Raw genomic sequence first — 17,100 nt, 5'->3', positions numbered from 1 at the left:
AGTATGCTAAAACTGGCGGCGATCAGGCTATTTTTGAAGCGGTTGTTAAGTTAAGGGACACAGCCTAGCACAAATATTAGAAGAAGATTATTACTCATCTTATCGTGCTAAACTTATAAGCAGCGTTGCCGATAACTACAGTATAAACAGCTAAATTCTGAATAAAAGGATTCGATCATGGCAAGTGTTTCTTCGTTAGGTGTAGGCTCAGGTCTAGATTTATCAACGCTGTTAACTAATCTAAGAACAGCTGAAAATCAGCGTTTAACACCGATTACCACCCAGCAAGCCAGCTATAAAGCTCAGCTTACTGGTGTTAGCTCGCTTAAAAGTGCGCTCGATAAATTCAATACTGCGAACAATACGCTAGCCAAATCAGAGTCTTTTGGGATAGTTACAGGCTCTATCGACGGTATTACCAATACTAAAGTGGCCACTACCAATAAAGCTTTCACAGCCACAACAGCTAGCAAAGCGGTAGCCGGTAGCTATAGCGTTGAAGTGAAACAATTAGCGCAAGCGCACTCAATTACGTCTTCACTACAAACCAGCACAACAACCGCACTAAGTGCAACAGATACGACGCTTAAGATCGAGCAAGCTGACGGAAAATCACTGACAATCAACATTGAAGGCGGTAAAACGTCACTTAATGACGTACGTGATGCAATTAATAAGGCAAATGGCGGCGTAAATGCAAGTGTAGTAAAAGCAAAAGATAACGAATACTACCTCATGTTAAGTGCTAAGAATACTGGCGAAAAAGGCGAAATTACATTAACAGATAGCGGAAGTATTCTTGGTTCAACAACCGAAAAAGTCGCGGCACAAAACGCAGTAATTATTGCAAACAATATCGAAATTGAGCGCCAAAGTAATACGATTGACGATGCATTTGAAGGTGTAACGCTCACACTCCAAGCAAAAACGGAAACCGATAAACCAGAAACCTTAACTATCGACCAAGATATTACGGGTATGAAAGATGCCGTTAAGGCATGGGTTGATACTTACAATACTCTGCAAGATACGATAACAACACAGACCAAGTATACTGCCGTTGATGCGGGAGAGGAACAATCCAGCACTAACGGAGCATTGATCGGTGACTCAACTATTCGTGGCATTCAAAATCAACTTAAAGCCCAACTTACCAGCGTTCAGAGTGCAAGTGGAGAATTTAGAATTCTCGCCGACTTAGGTATTACACAGAATTTTAAAACCGGGAAACTAGAAATAGACAATACCAAACTCGAGAAAGCCTTAAAAGAAGAGCCAGGGAAAGTCCAAACGTTTTTCGTGGGCGACAATGAAAAAACAGGGTTCGCGACACAAACTCGTAGCTATCTTAAAGAAGTGCTTGATACAAAAGAAGGGACGATTAAGACGAAGGAAGATAGCCTCAACAAAACATTGAAATCATTAGAAGCTCAGAACACACAGGTCAGCGCTAGTATTGAGCAGACTATTGCTCGATACCAGAAGCAGTTCACTGAATTGGATAAAGCAATGTCTAATATGACCAGCACGGCCAATCAGTTAACGAGCATGTTCTCTAAACTCTAAATTTTAGATGAAAGAAAGATAGGTAGCGTGATGTACAATATGAAAGGCAGTCAGGCCTACGCTCAGGTAGGCCTCGAGAGCAGTGTGATGAGCGCAAGCCCACACCAGCTTATCGTCATGTTGTTTGATGGTGCGCGCAGTGCAATGGTGCGTGCGCGTATTCTCATGGAGCAAGGCAATATCCCGGGCAAAGGCATGGCGTTATCTAAAGCGATCAACATTATCAATAACGGGCTCAAAGCTGGGCTGGATATGGACAGAGGCGGCGAATTAGTTGAAAACCTGTCCGCCCTCTACGACTACATGTCTCAACGTTTGTTGATTGCCAACTTACATAACGATCCCAAAGCGATAGAGGAAGTCGAAGCATTGTTGGAAAATATCGCTGATGCCTGGCGGCAAATCGGCCCTAATTACAAACCAGAGCAGGAAGTACGTTAATGGCCTCACCCCATCGGCTTCTAAAAGATTACCAACAGCTTTTGTCTCTGAGTCAAAAAATTCTTCATTTGGCCGTCAGCGGCCAGTGGGATACGTTGGTTGAGCAAGAGATTGTTTATGTTCAGTCCGTCGAAGGCTTAGTTAATGCGCCAATTCCTGACGAAATTGACAGTATGGTGCGACTGCATCTGCGACAAATTTTGCAGGAAGTGATGGATAATGAAGCGAAAGTAAAACAACTTCTGCAGAAGCGGATGGATGAATTAAGTTCGTTAATGGGGCAGTCACTGAAGCGAAAGTCAATTAATACGACTTATGGTGAATTTGCAGGCCAGCGACTGCTACCTGGTGAGCCTTTACCTGACGAAACGCGATCGTAGTGTTCTATAAATTATCCCCCTCTCACCGTCGCGCTTCTGTTTATACGAAGCGCGTTTTTTATCCATAGCGGAAAATTTTCATACAAGTTCTCAACAATTAGCACAGCAAGAGATCAGTTCGTGACGAAGAAAAGGAAGATCTAAGTAGAAAACTACTACAGATGAAAATCACACGTCACCTCATTGATGAACAGTAAAATGACGTGCAATAACGTTAATCATTACAGCCAGATATCATTAAATGATATCAAACAGACATATTCATTACTTCCTGATACGCCGACACCAGTTTGTTACGCACCTGGATGCCCATCTGCATTGAAATGGATGATTTCTGCAAATCCACCATTACATCATTCAATGCGACACCCGGAACGCCCATGGTGAATTTTTCACCCTGAGCACGCGCGACCTGTTGCGTATCGCTGATCTTATCGAGCGCGGCCTTCAGCTCACTGGCAAAACCAGGTTCTACCGATGGCCTGGCTATTGGCGTGTCAGCCGCCTGCAGCGCTTTGACCTGCATTTGCTGTAAAACGCCATCAATACCTTGAACAGACATAACACCTCGCTAAAATGCTGATTAGGCTTTTTCATATACACTTATGACAGCGATACCCTATCACACCCCATTTCGTCTAAATGGGGTAATTAACGTGAAAAATGCTACCTTATCGACCCATCGATTTTTCTTTTACGGAAAATAATGACATGCCCACAAATGTAGGCGAAATGTTTCATTGATTGCGCAATCAGGGAGTTCTGTTTTGTCACGTCACAACGTTAAGTATATCGTTCAACAACCAAGCAGAGATAGAGTATGAACGCCTCATTAACCGGCTCCGCTACCGGTAAGAATAGCTTTGGCGAAATACTCAACCGGTTACGCGCCAATCCGAAAATTCCGCTATTGATCGCAGCTGCTGCGACCATTGCAATCGTTGTTGCGTTGACGCTATGGGCCAAAGGCCCAGACTATCGCGTGCTTTATAGCAATATCAATGACCGTGACGGTGGTGCGATTGTCAGTGAATTAACGAAGCTGAATATCCCTTATCGCTTTGCGGAAAATGGCGGGGCGATCATGATCCCTGCCGCCAATGTCTATGAGACCCGACTCCGACTGGCTCAATTAGGGCTGCCAAAAGGTGGCGCCGTTGGCTTTGAATTGCTCGATCAGGAAAAATTTGGCATCAGCCAATTCAGCGAGCAAATTAATTACCAGCGTGCGCTGGAAGGTGAACTGTCCAGAACGATAGAAACGCTCGGCCCTGTTCAGAATGCGCGAGTTCATCTTGCCATACCAAAGCCTTCGCTGTTCGTTCGTGAGCAAAAAGCCCCCTCTTCTTCTGTCACTCTGACATTACAGCCTGGTCGTGCATTAGATGAAGGGCAAATCAATTCCATCGTTTATATGGTTTCCAGCAGTGTTGCTGGCCTGCCACCAGACAATGTCACGGTTGTTGATCAGACGGGTCGCCTGTTAACTCAGGCTGGCGGCAGCGGCCGCGATCTGAACGCTGCGCAACTGAAGTACAGCAACGAAGTCGAAGCGATGTACCAGCGCCGTATAGAGTCAATCATCGCGCCAATGGTTGGTATGGGCAACGTACATGCCCAAGTCACCGCACAAATCGATTTCTCTGCTCGCGAACAAACTGATGAGCAATATCAACCCAACCAACCGCCAGATAAAGCAGCGGTTCGCTCTCAACAAACCAGCCAAAGTGAGCAAAGAGGAGGCCCGAACGTCGGTGGCGTCCCAGGTGCATTAACTAATCAGCCTACACCAGCGCCTACAGCGCCTATCGCAACGCCGCCAAATAATGCTAATGCGAACAATCAGGCTGGCCAACAGAACCAAAACAATGCGGCAGGTACCCAAGCTAATGGGGCAAATGCGAATACCGTTATTCAAACATCAAATGTTCGCAATGATGCAACAACCAACTATGAAGTCGACAAGACGATTTTACATACCAAACACAGCACAGGTGGTGTAAAGCGCTTGTCTGCGGCGGTTATTGTTAACTACCAGCCTCCCGGTGAGGACGGCAAACCCGTTGCACTGACAGAAGAGCAGATCAAACAGATTGAAACGGTAGCACGTGAAGCAATGGGCTTCTCTGCTGAACGCGGCGATACATTAAATGTCGTTAATACGCCATTTATGGACAGCACCGACGGTTCTGGCGAACTCCCGTTCTGGCAAAAACAGGCATTCTTCGATCTCCTGATAGAAGCTGGCCGCTGGCTGCTGGTCCTGATCGTTGCCTGGATTCTGTGGCGTAAGCTGGTTCGTCCGCAATTGCAGAGAAAAGCACAGCAACAAGAAGCGGCACTGGCGGCTACTACCCTTAATAAGGGCAATGATGATGTCGTTGTTAATCTCAGTACCTCTGAAGTTGAGCAACAACGGAAATCTCAACAACGTGTTAGTGCGGAAATGCAAAGTAACCGGATACGTGAACTGGCCGAAAATGACCCACGCGTGGTTGCTCTGGTGATTCGCCAATGGATGAGTAGTGAACTATGACCCTGACAGGAACAGAAAAAAGCGCCATATTATTGATGACCATTGGTGAAGACCGTGCAGCAGAAGTGTTTACTCATCTTTCGGCTAAAGAAGTACAACACCTTAGTTCTGCAATGGCGAATATGCGCCAGGTGTCACACCAACAACTAGTAGAAATCCTCAAGGAATTTGAGGCTGACTCGGAGCAATATGCCGCGCTCAGTGTGAATGCGGGTGACTACCTTCGCTCAGTGCTTGTCAAAGCCCTCGGCGAAGAGCGTGCGTCTAGTCTGTTGGAAGATATTCTGGAAAGCCGCGACTCGACGAGTGGGATGGAAACACTCAACTTCATGGAGCCGCAGATTGCCGCAGACCTTATTCGCGACGAACACCCACAGATTATCGCAACAATCTTGGTGCATCTGAAACGTTCTCAGGCTGCCGATATCTTAGCCCTGTTTGATGAACGTCTTCGGCATGACGTTATGCTACGTATCGCGACCTTCGGCGGCGTTCAGCCTTCTGCACTGGCAGAATTGACAGATGTTCTGAACGGCTTGCTGGATGGTCAGAATCTCAAACGCAGCAAAATGGGTGGTGTTCGTACTGCTGCTGAAATTATCAACCTGATGAAAACCCAGCAAGAAGAAGCGGTTATCGATGCGGTACGCGAATTCGATGGCGAACTGGCACAGAAAATTATCGACGAAATGTTCCTGTTCGAAAATTTGGTCGAGGTGGACGACCGCAGCATCCAGCGCCTTCTGCAAGAAGTCGAGTCCGAGTCTCTGCTGTTGGCATTGAAAGGGGCAGAAGAGCCTTTACGCGAGAAATTCCTGCGCAATATGTCCCAACGTGCTGCGGAAATTCTTCGCGACGATCTCTCTACCCGCGGTCCAGTACGTATGTCGCAGGTCGAAAACGAACAGAAAGCCATTCTGCTTATCGTCCGTCGATTGGCAGACAGCGGCGAGATGATTATCGGTGGCGGCGAGGATGCTTATGTCTAATGCCCCCAAAAATCTGGCCTGGCAGCCTTGGCAACTCAACGATCTAGCTGCACCGATCGTTGCCAAGCCCGTTCCAACCTATCAGGTCAATGATGAACCTGAATTGCAGGACATGGAACGTTTCTCTGAAGAAAGCGCCCTTTCTGCTGTAGAGGATGAGCTCGCATCTCTGCGTGAAAGTACAATGCAACAGGCGCGAGAAACGGGTTTTACGCAAGGTCATCAACAAGGTTATGACGCCGGTTATCAGGAAGGATTAGCGCAGGGGCAGCAGCAGGGTTTGCAAAATGCCTTACAGCAGCAACAACCTGTCATCGAACAGATGCAGCAAATGGTCACCGAATTCCAACAGACGCTGGATACACTCGACAGTGTGATCCCTGCTCGTCTGATGCAATTAGCGTTGACCGCAGCCAAACAGATTCTGGGGCAGCCTCCGGTATGTGACGGTAATGCCCTGCTCGGTCAAATACAGCAATTGATTCAACAAGAACCTATGTTTTCAGGTAAAACACAATTGCGCGTTCACCCTTCAGACTTGGAACGTGTTGAACAATATTTGGGTCCGACACTCAGCCTGCACGGTTGGAGATTGCTTGCCGATAACCAGCTTCACCCTGGTGGCTGTAAAGTCAGCGCAGAAGAAGGCGATCTGGATGCCAGTCTCGCAACACGCTGGCATGAACTTTGCCGTTTGGCCGCACCGGGAGAACTATGATGACTTCACGCCTTGGGCGCTGGCTTTCTTCTCTAGATTCATTTGAGAAGCGTATTGATGACACCCCTTCAGTGCGTCGTTACGGTCGCTTAACCCGGGCAACAGGTTTGGTATTAGAAGCAACAGGGCTACATATGCCGCTGGGAGCAACCTGCCTCATCGAACGGCAGAATGGCTCTCAAGTTGAAGAAATCGAAAGCGAAGTTGTCGGTTTCAACGGACAAAAACTCTTTCTTATGCCGCTGGAAGAAGTTGAAGGTATTACCCCTGGCGCGCGCGTTTACGCACGCGTTGGCCAAGACAGCAGCAGTCAAGGAAAGCAATTACCCTTAGGCCCTGAATTGCTGGGACGAGTGTTAGATGGTAGCGCAAAACCACTGGATGGTTTACCCGCCCCTGATACAGGTTATCGCGCACCGCTGATTACACCGCCGTTTAACCCATTGCAACGAACACCAATCGAAAGTGTTCTTGATGTGGGTGTCCGGGCCATCAATGCCTTGCTCACCGTAGGTCGAGGGCAGCGAATGGGCTTGTTTGCTGGTTCAGGGGTTGGTAAAAGTGTGCTGTTGGGCATGATGGCGCGCTATACTCAGGCTGACGTCATTGTCGTTGGTCTTATCGGCGAACGTGGCCGAGAAGTGAAAGATTTTATCGAGAATATTCTGGGCACGGAAGGACGAGCACGCTCTGTCGTTATTGCCGCCCCAGCGGATGTTTCTCCATTATTAAGGATGCAAGGGGCAGCCTATGCCACGCGTATTGCTGAAGATTTTCGCGATCGTGGTCATCACGTACTGCTAATCATGGATTCACTCACGCGCTATGCCATGGCACAGCGTGAAATTGCGTTAGCCATTGGGGAACCGCCGGCGACCAAGGGTTATCCCCCTTCTGTGTTCGCCAAATTACCTGCACTAGTAGAGCGCGCAGGTAATGGTATTCATGGAGGTGGTTCAGTCACCGCCTTCTATACTGTTCTAACAGAAGGTGACGATCAGCAGGATCCTATCGCTGACTCCGCTCGCGCCATCCTTGACGGACATATCGTGCTATCACGTCAATTAGCTGAGTCTGGTCATTATCCGGCAATTGATATTGAAGCATCGATTAGTCGTGCGATGACAGCGCTGATCGATGAGGGGCATTATGCTTCTGTAAGGCAGTTTAAACAGTTACTATCCAGCTACCAACGTAACCGTGATTTAGTCAGTGTTGGTGCCTACGCAGCAGGCAGCGACCCTATGCTCGACAAAGCAATTCGGCTTTACCCACACCTGGAAGCCTTTTTGCAGCAAGGCATGTTTGAACAAAGTAACTATGAAGAGTCCTGCCAGGCGTTGCACACTATTTTCCCTCGTAATGAGTAGGAGAGCAGATGAAAACCCAGTCACCGCTGGTTACACTACGCGAACTGGCGCAGAAGGACGTTGAGAAAGCCGCAGGCCAGTTGGGTCAAGTGCGCCAGGCACATCAACAGGCTGAGCAGCAGCTCAATATGCTGTTAAACTATCAGGATGACTATCGTCAAAAATTGAACTCGACGATGTCCACTGGTATGGCGAATAATACTTGGCAAAATTATCAGCAGTTCATCCGAACGCTGGATAGTGCCATTGAGCAACACAGGCAACAGCTCTCGCAGTGGACATCACGTTTAGATTTAGCAATGAAGATTTGGCAAGAAAAACAGCAGCGCTTGAACGCATTTGAAAAATTGCAGGATCGCGAACTGACAAGACAGCTTGCCAAAGAAAACAAAATAGAACAAAAACAAATGGATGAATTTGCCCAACGGGCCTCACAGAGGAAAGCAGAATCATGAATCTATCCGCATTACCTATAGCTACCACTGCCGGTGATACAAGCAGTTCTTCTGCTTCGTTGCTGACACAGGGTGAGCTACCAAAAGATTTTGTTGATCTGTTGAGCAAACGCATATCACAAGCTGCCGATGATGCTTCGGGTAAAAAATCGTTCGATAAAGTAGAGAAAGAAGCTCTGCTCAGCGCGTTAGGAAAAGATAATGCTTCGCTTAGCCCTGACGATCTAAATGCCCTGCTTTCTTCCTTCAGTTCTCTCACGGGCGCAACGATTACTGCGGGTAAACAAAATCCAGAAATTGTAGGGCTGGCAAAGTTTAAGAGTCTGGATAAAGAAGAGAGTAGCAGTAAGACAGATGACACTATCGCCATGCAGGCGCTATTTGCTATGTTGCAAACAATGCCGACGTCGCTGCCTACACAACCCGCTGTTGATAATATTGCAGCAACTGTCGTTAATACGGGGGTGAATATTCCTGGCCTCGTTGACGCCAAACGCCAGAATGAGGCATCCGCATCAGTACTAAACACAACGGGTGAAAGTGCTAAAGGCACACTGGCAAAATGGCTCGATGCTTCCCTGACACCAGATAAAGATGCAGGCATATCAAGGGATCTGCATCATGCAGCCAAGCAAATTTCATCAACAACCGAGTCTGCTGATGAGGCTACAAAGTTTGCGCTAACGACGCCAAATTCCCTTGCGGGCGATCGCAATGTGTCTGAATCAGCCTCTGCGTTAGCCAACAGTGCGTCTGCGTCTCAGACAACACCGCCAGTAGCACAAGCGATGCATATTCAGCCAGCATCAGTGGGAACGACCACGCCAGCACCTCAGCCAGCAAGCGCTCAGTTGAACGCACCATTTGGTTCCCCCCAATGGCAAGATGCATTGGGACAGCAAATCATTATGTTCAGCCGTAATGGTCAGCAGACTGTAGAGTTACGTTTGAACCCACAGGAATTGGGTGCTCTGCACATCAGTCTAAAAATCGATGATAACCAGGCTCAAATTCATCTGGCTTCAGCAAACAGCCAGGTTCGCTCAGCCCTAGAAGCTGCACTGCCTCACCTGCGTAATTCGATGGCAGAGAGCGGAATTAACCTTGGTCAGAGCAGCGTAGGCAGTGATTCCTCTGCTTGGCAGCAGCAAATGGCCAGTAATAACAACGATGGCACTAACCGTGGCCCGTCTTATCAGCAGCAATTTGGTCATTCAGCAGAAGGCTCAACAGGTGAATTATTAAACGTACCAGAACCGTTAAGATCAATGGCATCATCGGTCAACGGCGTTGATATCTTTGCCTGAAACTGAAGTAAACGAATAAGTTAGCACGGTTTTCCCTGCCTATTCTTTGTATTGAACATAGCAATAGGCAGGATAATCATCAACATTACGCATTTATTTATTGCTGGTTTCATACGGCAGTAAATATCGATAAGTAACGGGAACTCTCTTTATCTATGTCTGATATGCAAGTTCGACCAGGACGTAAACGGTCTTTTTGGCTAATACTACTGATTATCGTTGCTCTCGCTGCGGCTGGCGCTGCGGGCGCCGCCTGGTGGCTATTAAATCAGAAAAACGCAGCAACGGCTGAGCAGGAAGCGCCGCCACCTCCAGAGCCTGTTTTCATGCCACTGGATACATTTACCGTTAATCTCGTCAATGCAGATAATGATCCTGATCGCGTGTTATATGTTGGATTCACGCTGCGGTTACCCGATGAAGCCACGCGTACACGGTTTACGAATTATCTGCCAGAAGTTCGTAGCCGACTCTTATTACTGCTTTCTCGTCAGGATGCGATTGCGCTTGCCAATGAGCAAGGTAAGCAGAAGCTGATAGAGCAAATTAAGCAAGTGCTAAGCCCACCATTAGTTCCTGGTCAACCTAACCAGGTCGTTACTGATGTTCTGTTCACGGCCTTTATACTGCGGTAACCATTATGGGCGATAGTATTCTTTCACAAGCAGAAATTGATGCACTATTGAATGGCGACAGCGGCGATAGCGACGCTGATAGCAACGCGACATCAAAAACTGACGGGGACGTTAAGCCCTATGATCCGAACACTCAGCGACGTGTCATTCGCGAGCGTTTACAGGCATTAGAAATTATTAATGAACGTTTCGCGCGTCAATTTAGAATGGCATTGTTTAACCTGTTGCGCCGTAGCCCAGACATTACGGTGGGTGGAATCAAGATCCAACCTTATCATGAGTTTGCCAGGAACCTTCCGGTACCGACAAACCTGAACCTTATCCACTTAAAACCGCTACGCGGTACTGCATTGTTTGTGTTTTCGCCAAGTTTGGTGTTTATCGCTGTAGATAACCTTTTCGGCGGTGACGGTCGTTTCCCGACGAAAGTAGAAGGTCGCGAATTTACCCATACAGAGCAAAGAGTAATCAAACGTATGTTACGCCTGGCTCTGGAAGCCTATGGCGAAGCCTGGAATGCGATTTACAAACTTGATATCGAATACGTGCGTTCAGAAATGCAGGTCAAGTTTACCAATATCACGACATCACCTAATGATATCGTCGTGACGACACCATTTCATGTTGAGATCGGTTCGCTAATGGGTGAATTTAACATCTGTATCCCTTTTTCAATGATCGAGCCGCTACGTGAACTGCTCGCGAATCCACCATTGGAAAACTCGCGTCAGGAAGATCAGAGTTGGCGAGACACCTTAGCCAAGCAGGTACAGCATTCCGAATTAGAATTAGTTGCAAACTTTGTTGATATTCCGCTGCGACTCTCCAAGATTCTGAAACTACAGCCCGGTGATGTCTTACCGATCGACAAACCTGACAAAATCGTTGCTCATGTTGACGGTGTGCCTGTGCTAACCAGCCAATATGGCACATTGAACGGGCAATATGCCTTACGTGTTGAACATTTGATTAACCCTATATTGAATTCTCTGGATAACGAGGAACAGCCCCATGAGTGACACCAAGAAGCCGTCCGACGACAAGGAATCAGTGGACGATCTGTGGGCTGATGCATTTAACGAGCAGCAGGCTGCAGAAAAACCGGCCGCGACAACGGAAGGTATTTTTAAGTCGCTAGAGGGTCATGACCCATTAGGTGCTCTGCAGGATATCGACCTGATATTGGATATTCCTGTCAAACTCACCGTTGAGCTTGGCCGGACAAAAATGACGATAAAAGAGTTACTACGCCTGACTCAGGGCTCCGTTGTTGCACTTGATGGCTTAGCAGGTGAACCCTTGGATATCCTCATCAATGGTTATCTGATCGCTCAGGGAGAGGTTGTTGTGGTATCTGACAAGTACGGTGTCCGTATTACAGATATCATCACGCCATCCGAACGTATGCGCCGCCTGAGTCGTTAATGGCGATAGCCTCGATATCATCTCCGGCCCCAGTAGCAAGTCAGCAGTCAACACTGGTTACTGAGCCACCACTTACCGGCAGCATGTTACTGACACAGGTTGGTAGCGTGCTAGCTGGTATTTTATTATTTATTCTGCTGATTGCCTGGCTAGCTCGCAAACTCGGTTTTGCTCCCCAAGCCAAGCAAAACAAGTTGTTAAAAGTCGTATCCAGTTGCCCTATCGGGCAGCGTGAACGTGTCGTTATTGTAGAAGTTGATAATACCTGGCTGGTGTTAGGTGTTACGGCTCAGCAAATCACGCCGCTGCATACACTTCCAGCACAACAAACCAACGACAGTTCCTCAACTGGTGACACCAAGCCAGTAGATTTTAATCAACTGTTAAAGAAAGTTTTAAAGCGTCCGGAAAAATCGGAATGAGTGCATTGCCTAATTATTTTCGTATCACCCCCCTGCTTCGCACACTGCGCTACGGTTTAGCCATAGGTTTATTGTTTATGGCACCCTCGGTGTGGGCACAGCTTCCTGGTATTGTGACGCAACCTCTGTCTAACGGTGGACAGAGCTGGACGCTATCCGTACAGACGCTGGTTTTCCTCACGTCATTAACGTTTCTTCCTGCTGCATTGTTAATGATGACAAGCTTCACCCGAATCATCATTGTGTTGAGCTTGTTACGTAATGCGCTGGGTACGCCAACCGCACCACCGAACCAGGTATTGCTCGGATTAACGCTTTTTCTGACATTTTTTGTCATGTCGCCGGTACTAAACCGCGTTTATGACGACGCTTATCTTCCCTTCACTCAGGAACAAATCAGCATGGAAGTCGCTATAGAACGTGGCGCACAACCCGTGCGTGAGTTCATGCTGCGGCAGACTCGGGAAACCGATCTGGCATTATTTACTCGGCTGGCAGAAATTACAGAGATCCAAGGGCCTGAAGCAGTACCCATGCGTGTACTTCTCCCCGCATTTGTGACAAGTGAGCTAAAAACGGCTTTCCAAATTGGTTTCACGGTATTTATCCCTTTCCTCATCATTGACCTCGTTGTTGCCAGCGTATTGATGGCGCTAGGGATGATGATGGTTCCTCCGGCAACTATTTCATTGCCTTTTAAACTCATGCTTTTCGTATTAGTCGATGGCTGGCAGTTGCTACTCGGTTCATTAGCGCAGAGTTTTTATAGTTAGACGAAGAGAGGAATGCGACTATGACACCAGAATCGGTAATGGCACTTGGCTATGAGGCAATGAAGGTAGCATTGGCGTTGGCAGCACCTCCGTTGATGGCAGCACTACTCAGCGGTCTGCTTATTAGCCTCCTGCAGGCAGCCACTCAGATAAACGAAATGACGCTGTCGTTTATCCCTAAAATCCTAACGGTCTTCTTCACCTTAGTGATCGCTGGCCCTTGGATGTTAAACCTCATGCTGGACTATATGCGTACGCTATTCGGCCAGTTACCTAACATTATTGGGTAAGTATGCTGACGTTCAACAGCTGGGACATAATGAATTGGGCCAGTCAGTTTTTCTGGCCTTTTGTCAGAATTCTCGCACTGATCAGCACCGCACCGGTCTTTAACGAAAGAGCAATTGGCAATCGGGTAAAAATCGGTCTGGGTGTACTGATTACCCTACTCGTTGTGCCCTATTTACCGTTAAATACCACGCCTATTTTTTCCGTCATGGGTGTATGGCTGTTAATACAGCAAATTCTCATCGGTGTTATGCTCGGCCTATCAATGCAGTTAGCATTTGCCGCTATTCGCCATGCTGGCGAACTCATTGGCTTACAAATGGGGCTCGCTTTTGCGACCTTCTTTGATCCCACTGGTGGCCCGAATATGCAGGTAATCGCCCGTTTCCTGAATATTCTCGCAATTTTATTGTTCTTAACCTTTGATGGGCACCTCTGGATGATTTCACTATTAGCAGATAGTTTCTATACTCTGCCCATCAGTACCAATCCTATTAACAGCCATGCCTTTCTCGCTCTTGCGCGCGCCGGCGGGTTAATCTTTATTAATGGATTGATGTTGGCATTGCCCATTATAACGCTATTACTGACCATCAACCTGGCATTAGGCATGCTTAACCGTATGGCGCCCCAGCTCTCGATATTTGTCGTTGGCTTCCCCATTACACTCACAGTGGGAATCATGACGTTAGGTTTATTACTTCCCCTTATCCCTCCCTTTGCAGAGCATTTATTCAGCGAAGTTTTCGATTTACTCGCTGATATTCTCACTCAGCTAGCAAGTTCCTGACAGCCTGCAGGCAAGTATAAACTCAGTATTGAACAAAGTTCAGACGATGGGTAGAGTGCACGTCGTTAATCCCAATGCGTATATTACTTAGGAATTGCAGCGGTGATGAGACATGTTTACACAATCATCTCACTCTCAATGAACTAAATATCGAAAGAAATAGCAGGAGGGCATAAAGAAATGAGGAATAAAAAATGGCATGTCATTCAATACAATAAAGAGAATGACACGCCCAAAAAATACGCCCGGTTTAAGCGTATTCAAACCGTAGAGTAGTATAGAAAAATATCGTCTATGACTACTACCTCATCTGGAATAACGACATTCCCTGCATATTCTGGAAAGCCGTATAAGAGGCCTGCAGAGAAGACTGTTGCATGATGTAAGAGGAAATCGCCTCATACCAGTCTGTATCTTGTAATTGCGACAGCGCTGTTTTATTCGCTACATCACGGTCTTTACCAATAGCATCAAGATTATCAATTTCATTGAGCTGGATACCCAACTCTGCACGAACGGCTGAAATATTATTAAATGAGTTGTTTAAACCGCGGTTTGCTGTATCCATCGCAGCAGCAACACTGGCTTTCGTTGCATCATCAGCACCATCGAGCGGCGTTTCAAGTGCTTTGATAGCAAGATCAAGACTTTCAAATAAATCAGCCTGTACACTACCATCAGGTTCAGTTTTTGCGCCACCAGTAGCCCGCATAAATACATCAGAGCCAATATGGCTCACTGTCATAGAACGAGAAGAATCCACTTGTTGTGAAATGGCCTGATATCCGCCTTGATATTCAACACCAGATGCACCTTCGACAAAGGGAGTTTTATCAGTTTCATAACCTGAGAAAATATAATTACCATTGCCATCGGTGCTATTAGCCATATTCAACAATTCAGCTTTCATGCCACGTAACGATGCTGCGATTGAGCTACGGTTATCATCATTATTAGTTCCGCCCGCCTTAATTACTTCACTTAATGCACTAGTGATCGTAGTAGTGCTTTTACCTAAAATAGACTCTTCCAGAGACATACTTTGTTTAGCAAACGTACGCGCTAGCGTATACTGGCTGTTCTCCGACTGAGACTGGCCAATCATAATAACATTTGCTGCTGCAATCGGATCATCTGATGGGTTTACGACACGTTTGCCCGTTGCTAACTGCTCACCCGTTTTTTGCCACGTCGCCTGACCATTAATAATGCCTTGCATATTTTGCTGATATATCATGCTAGTACTTAAACGCATGGTATTACTTCCTCTCAATCAAATGGTCAAACTAGTTACGAGCCGCTAAAAGTGCATCAAATATAGATTGTGCTGTTTTGATGACTTGAGCATTTGCCATATAGTATTGCTGATACCGCATCAAATCGCCGTACTCTTCATCCAGGTTTACACCGGATACGGACTGCTGTTCTGCTGTCAACTGCTTAACAACGTTTTGCTGCGATGTATTATTTATCTTCAGCGTACTGGTTTGGTTACCAATTGTACCTACCAAACTAGCATAGGCCCCAGAAACGCTCGCTTTTCCACCTACTATTTTTTCATTCTGCAAAGCAAGCAGTGCCTTAGCGTTGATGTTATCACTCACACCGCCAAACACAGGATTACCGCTTGCGTCCAAAACTGGGGTACCGTTTTCGTCAAGCTTAACGGATGCCGCAGCAATCTTATTCGGATCGGAGATAGCGACTGACATATCAATAATGGCGTCATTGACCGGCTTAAGCAGGAAACTGTCATTCGTTGCAGGTGTGCCTGTGATAGCCATTTTGACACCATCAAAATTCAAGCTGTTATCAGAGGTATCCACCGCTGCTGTGAATGTTGAATTATCAGATAAACGAGTGACTTGCCAATTAGCGCCATCGTATTTAATCGAATAATTAGTTGCCTGCACATCTTTAGTATCGGTGTAAGACGGAGTTAACACTGCGTTGCCAGCATTCTTGCTGTCGTTCAGAACCACAGCCTTACCAAAAGAGAAGAAATCACCGCCTTTAACGCCATCGCGGTCGTAACCTTCTTGATGTTGGGTATTAAACGCATCAGCGAATGCCAGCGCTAACTGCCCTAACTGATTGCGTGCCCCATCCAGCGTCTCTGAACGGAAGGAGAGCAATCCCCCTAATGAACCGCCCGTTAACGTACTCTCATTCAACGTGACAACTCTATCTGATCGATCTTGATAACCAATGGTAAGGCGAGTTGCATCGCTACTCGAACCTATTGCTACCAATTGATTACTACTGCCTGCCTGAACGAGGTTAGTCCCATTCTTTAACGTAACGTTATAAACCGTTCCATCCTGAATGACGACATCAACTCCCACTAACTTATTAAGCTGATCGACTAATGTATCGCGCTGATCGAGCAAATCATTAGGCATTGCACCATTATTTGATCCTAATAAGCGATTGATATCATTATTTAAAGATGCAATTTGTTTGGTATAAGTATTAACTTGGCCGACAATACTTTGAATCTGGGTATTCAGCCCGCTATCCATATCACGCAGATATTTATCCGTGACCTTGAATTGGTTTACCAGCCCTTCAGCTTTACCCAGTACCGTTTGACGAGTCGACGAATCACCTGCGTTACTGGTGAGGTTTTGCAGGTTAGAAAAGAAGCCCTGTATGGTTGATGAAAGGCTCGTTGTACTGCTAGCCAGCAGATTATCGATCTTGGAAACTTGCTCGTAATAAGCGGTAACTGAACTGCTTGTCGTCTGAGCGGAACGTAGCTGGTTGGTAATAAATTCATTATACTGGCGATTGATGCTAACGGTATTGACACCATTTCCCACATATCCAGCCGACGTAGCACTGCTTATTGTCTGCTCAAGTATCGCATTTTGCCTGCTATAGCCAGTAACAGCTTGATTGCTAATGTTGTTACTCACGACACTCAGCGCAACCTGTGCACCTTTTAAGCCACTCATCGCAGTGTTAAGTAAATTGGACATAGGATGTTGTTCCTTTTACACAGG

The 17,100-nt window shown here is 46.8% G+C and carries 19 protein-coding genes; 16 read left to right on the top strand and 3 right to left on the bottom strand.

The genetic code is table 11. The features are described 5' to 3' along the window. Positions 1–177 precede the first annotated feature (177 nt). Genes fliD through fliT form a run of 3 tightly spaced genes read left to right on the top strand, consistent with a single transcriptional unit; the run spans position 178 to position 2,387 of the window. The gene (fliD, locus tag H0248_RS16670; protein WP_180786756.1) at positions 178–1,566 is read left to right on the top strand and encodes a flagellar filament capping protein FliD; all 1,389 of its coding nucleotides are present in this window, start codon (positions 178–180) and stop codon (positions 1,564–1,566) included. A gap of 30 nt (positions 1,567–1,596) precedes the next feature. Beyond that, positions 1,597–2,007 carry a flagellar export chaperone FliS gene (fliS, locus tag H0248_RS16665; protein WP_180786755.1) on the top strand — a complete coding sequence of 137 codons (411 nt, stop codon included), beginning with the start codon at positions 1,597–1,599 and terminating at the stop codon, positions 2,005–2,007. Then, a complete protein-coding gene (gene fliT / locus H0248_RS16660; RefSeq protein WP_180786754.1) occupies positions 2,007–2,387 on the top strand; it encodes a flagella biosynthesis regulatory protein FliT in 381 nt (126 codons plus the stop codon). The genes fliS and fliT overlap by 1 nt, the downstream gene beginning before the upstream one ends. A gap of 247 nt (positions 2,388–2,634) precedes the next feature. Here fliT and fliE read toward each other — a convergent pair whose 3' ends face one another. Beyond that, positions 2,635–2,949 (bottom strand): flagellar hook-basal body complex protein FliE, encoded by a 315-nt coding sequence (gene fliE / locus H0248_RS16655; protein ID WP_180786753.1) that lies wholly within the window; start codon positions 2,947–2,949, stop codon positions 2,635–2,637. Between the two features lie 258 nt (positions 2,950–3,207). Between fliE and fliF the strand changes: the two genes are divergently transcribed. The 13 genes from fliF to fliR all read left to right on the top strand — a co-directional run bounded on the left by fliF (position 3,208) and on the right by fliR (position 14,095). Beyond that, entirely contained in the window at positions 3,208–4,923 is a 1,716-nt protein-coding gene (gene fliF / locus H0248_RS16650) for a flagellar basal-body MS-ring/collar protein FliF (protein WP_180786752.1), read from the top strand. Next, positions 4,920–5,912: a flagellar motor switch protein FliG gene (fliG, locus tag H0248_RS16645; RefSeq protein ID WP_180786751.1), complete on the top strand. Its 993-nt coding sequence runs from the start codon at positions 4,920–4,922 to the stop codon at positions 5,910–5,912. Before fliF ends, fliG begins: the two co-directional genes overlap by 4 nt. Then, a complete protein-coding gene (fliH, locus tag H0248_RS16640; protein WP_180786750.1) occupies positions 5,905–6,630 on the top strand; it encodes a flagellar assembly protein FliH in 726 nt (241 codons plus the stop codon). The genes fliG and fliH overlap by 8 nt, the downstream gene beginning before the upstream one ends. Then, entirely contained in the window at positions 6,630–8,000 is a 1,371-nt protein-coding gene (gene fliI, locus H0248_RS16635; protein ID WP_010279628.1) for a flagellar protein export ATPase FliI, read from the top strand. Before fliH ends, fliI begins: the two co-directional genes overlap by 1 nt. 8 nt (positions 8,001–8,008) lie before the next feature. After that, on the top strand, positions 8,009–8,455 hold the full coding sequence (gene fliJ / locus H0248_RS16630) for a flagellar export protein FliJ (protein ID WP_180786749.1): 447 nt from the start codon (positions 8,009–8,011) through the stop codon (positions 8,453–8,455). Beyond that, positions 8,452–9,762: a flagellar hook-length control protein FliK gene (locus tag H0248_RS16625; protein ID WP_180786748.1), complete on the top strand. Its 1,311-nt coding sequence runs from the start codon at positions 8,452–8,454 to the stop codon at positions 9,760–9,762. The genes fliJ and H0248_RS16625 overlap by 4 nt, the downstream gene beginning before the upstream one ends. A gap of 155 nt (positions 9,763–9,917) precedes the next feature. Then, the gene (gene fliL, locus H0248_RS16620) at positions 9,918–10,397 is read left to right on the top strand and encodes a flagellar basal body-associated protein FliL (RefSeq protein ID WP_110162301.1); all 480 of its coding nucleotides are present in this window, start codon (positions 9,918–9,920) and stop codon (positions 10,395–10,397) included. Between the two features lie 5 nt (positions 10,398–10,402). Then, the gene (gene fliM / locus H0248_RS16615; RefSeq protein ID WP_180786747.1) at positions 10,403–11,416 is read left to right on the top strand and encodes a flagellar motor switch protein FliM; all 1,014 of its coding nucleotides are present in this window, start codon (positions 10,403–10,405) and stop codon (positions 11,414–11,416) included. Continuing rightward, on the top strand, positions 11,409–11,822 hold the full coding sequence (gene fliN, locus H0248_RS16610; RefSeq protein ID WP_015840788.1) for a flagellar motor switch protein FliN: 414 nt from the start codon (positions 11,409–11,411) through the stop codon (positions 11,820–11,822). Before fliM ends, fliN begins: the two co-directional genes overlap by 8 nt. Further along, positions 11,822–12,244 carry a flagellar biosynthetic protein FliO gene (gene fliO / locus H0248_RS16605; RefSeq protein WP_180786746.1) on the top strand — a complete coding sequence of 141 codons (423 nt, stop codon included), beginning with the start codon at positions 11,822–11,824 and terminating at the stop codon, positions 12,242–12,244. The genes fliN and fliO overlap by 1 nt, the downstream gene beginning before the upstream one ends. A 77-nt stretch (positions 12,245–12,321) precedes the next feature. Next, the gene (gene fliP, locus H0248_RS16600; RefSeq protein WP_180786745.1) at positions 12,322–13,017 is read left to right on the top strand and encodes a flagellar type III secretion system pore protein FliP; all 696 of its coding nucleotides are present in this window, start codon (positions 12,322–12,324) and stop codon (positions 13,015–13,017) included. A 20-nt stretch (positions 13,018–13,037) separates the two neighbouring features. After that, on the top strand, positions 13,038–13,307 hold the full coding sequence (fliQ, locus tag H0248_RS16595) for a flagellar biosynthesis protein FliQ (protein ID WP_010279609.1): 270 nt from the start codon (positions 13,038–13,040) through the stop codon (positions 13,305–13,307). Positions 13,308–13,309: 2 nt separating this feature from the next. Beyond that, positions 13,310–14,095 carry a flagellar biosynthetic protein FliR gene (fliR, locus tag H0248_RS16590; RefSeq protein WP_180786744.1) on the top strand — a complete coding sequence of 262 codons (786 nt, stop codon included), beginning with the start codon at positions 13,310–13,312 and terminating at the stop codon, positions 14,093–14,095. A gap of 301 nt (positions 14,096–14,396) precedes the next feature. Here the strand turns inward: fliR and flgL are convergent, their stop codons facing one another. Then, positions 14,397–15,350, bottom strand: coding sequence for a flagellar hook-associated protein FlgL (flgL, locus tag H0248_RS16585; RefSeq protein WP_180786743.1), 954 nt, complete (start codon positions 15,348–15,350; stop codon positions 14,397–14,399). A gap of 31 nt (positions 15,351–15,381) precedes the next feature. Further along, positions 15,382–17,076: a flagellar hook-associated protein FlgK gene (gene flgK / locus H0248_RS16580; RefSeq protein WP_180786742.1), complete on the bottom strand. Its 1,695-nt coding sequence runs from the start codon at positions 17,074–17,076 to the stop codon at positions 15,382–15,384. Positions 17,077–17,100: the final 24 nt, after the last annotated feature.

The sequence above is a fragment of the Pectobacterium brasiliense genome (genome assembly GCF_013449685.1).
GTDB lineage: Bacteria > Pseudomonadota > Gammaproteobacteria > Enterobacterales > Enterobacteriaceae > Pectobacterium > Pectobacterium brasiliense_A.
Note: the sequence above shows the minus strand (reverse complement) of the source record. Positions and strands in the feature narration are given on the sequence as shown.

Excerpts from the sequence above, each read along its gene's own strand:
- fliD (WP_180786756.1), top strand. The coding sequence starts at position 178 with ATGGCAAGTGTTTCTTCGTTAGGTGTAGGCTCAGGTCTAGATTTATCA.
- fliS (WP_180786755.1), top strand. The coding sequence starts at position 1,597 with ATGTACAATATGAAAGGCAGTCAGGCCTACGCTCAGGTAGGCCTCGAG.
- fliT (WP_180786754.1), top strand. The coding sequence starts at position 2,007 with ATGGCCTCACCCCATCGGCTTCTAAAAGATTACCAACAGCTTTTGTCT.
- fliE (WP_180786753.1), bottom strand. The coding sequence starts at position 2,949 with ATGTCTGTTCAAGGTATTGATGGCGTTTTACAGCAAATGCAGGTCAAA.
- fliF (WP_180786752.1), top strand. The coding sequence starts at position 3,208 with ATGAACGCCTCATTAACCGGCTCCGCTACCGGTAAGAATAGCTTTGGC.
- fliG (WP_180786751.1), top strand. The coding sequence starts at position 4,920 with ATGACCCTGACAGGAACAGAAAAAAGCGCCATATTATTGATGACCATT.
- fliH (WP_180786750.1), top strand. The coding sequence starts at position 5,905 with ATGTCTAATGCCCCCAAAAATCTGGCCTGGCAGCCTTGGCAACTCAAC.
- fliI (WP_010279628.1), top strand. The coding sequence starts at position 6,630 with ATGACTTCACGCCTTGGGCGCTGGCTTTCTTCTCTAGATTCATTTGAG.
- fliJ (WP_180786749.1), top strand. The coding sequence starts at position 8,009 with ATGAAAACCCAGTCACCGCTGGTTACACTACGCGAACTGGCGCAGAAG.
- H0248_RS16625 (WP_180786748.1), top strand. The coding sequence starts at position 8,452 with ATGAATCTATCCGCATTACCTATAGCTACCACTGCCGGTGATACAAGC.
- fliL (WP_110162301.1), top strand. The coding sequence starts at position 9,918 with ATGTCTGATATGCAAGTTCGACCAGGACGTAAACGGTCTTTTTGGCTA.
- fliM (WP_180786747.1), top strand. The coding sequence starts at position 10,403 with ATGGGCGATAGTATTCTTTCACAAGCAGAAATTGATGCACTATTGAAT.
- fliN (WP_015840788.1), top strand. The coding sequence starts at position 11,409 with ATGAGTGACACCAAGAAGCCGTCCGACGACAAGGAATCAGTGGACGAT.
- fliO (WP_180786746.1), top strand. The coding sequence starts at position 11,822 with ATGGCGATAGCCTCGATATCATCTCCGGCCCCAGTAGCAAGTCAGCAG.
- fliP (WP_180786745.1), top strand. The coding sequence starts at position 12,322 with ATGGCACCCTCGGTGTGGGCACAGCTTCCTGGTATTGTGACGCAACCT.
- fliQ (WP_010279609.1), top strand. The coding sequence starts at position 13,038 with ATGACACCAGAATCGGTAATGGCACTTGGCTATGAGGCAATGAAGGTA.
- fliR (WP_180786744.1), top strand. The coding sequence starts at position 13,310 with ATGCTGACGTTCAACAGCTGGGACATAATGAATTGGGCCAGTCAGTTT.
- flgL (WP_180786743.1), bottom strand. The coding sequence starts at position 15,350 with ATGCGTTTAAGTACTAGCATGATATATCAGCAAAATATGCAAGGCATT.
- flgK (WP_180786742.1), bottom strand. The coding sequence starts at position 17,076 with ATGTCCAATTTACTTAACACTGCGATGAGTGGCTTAAAAGGTGCACAG.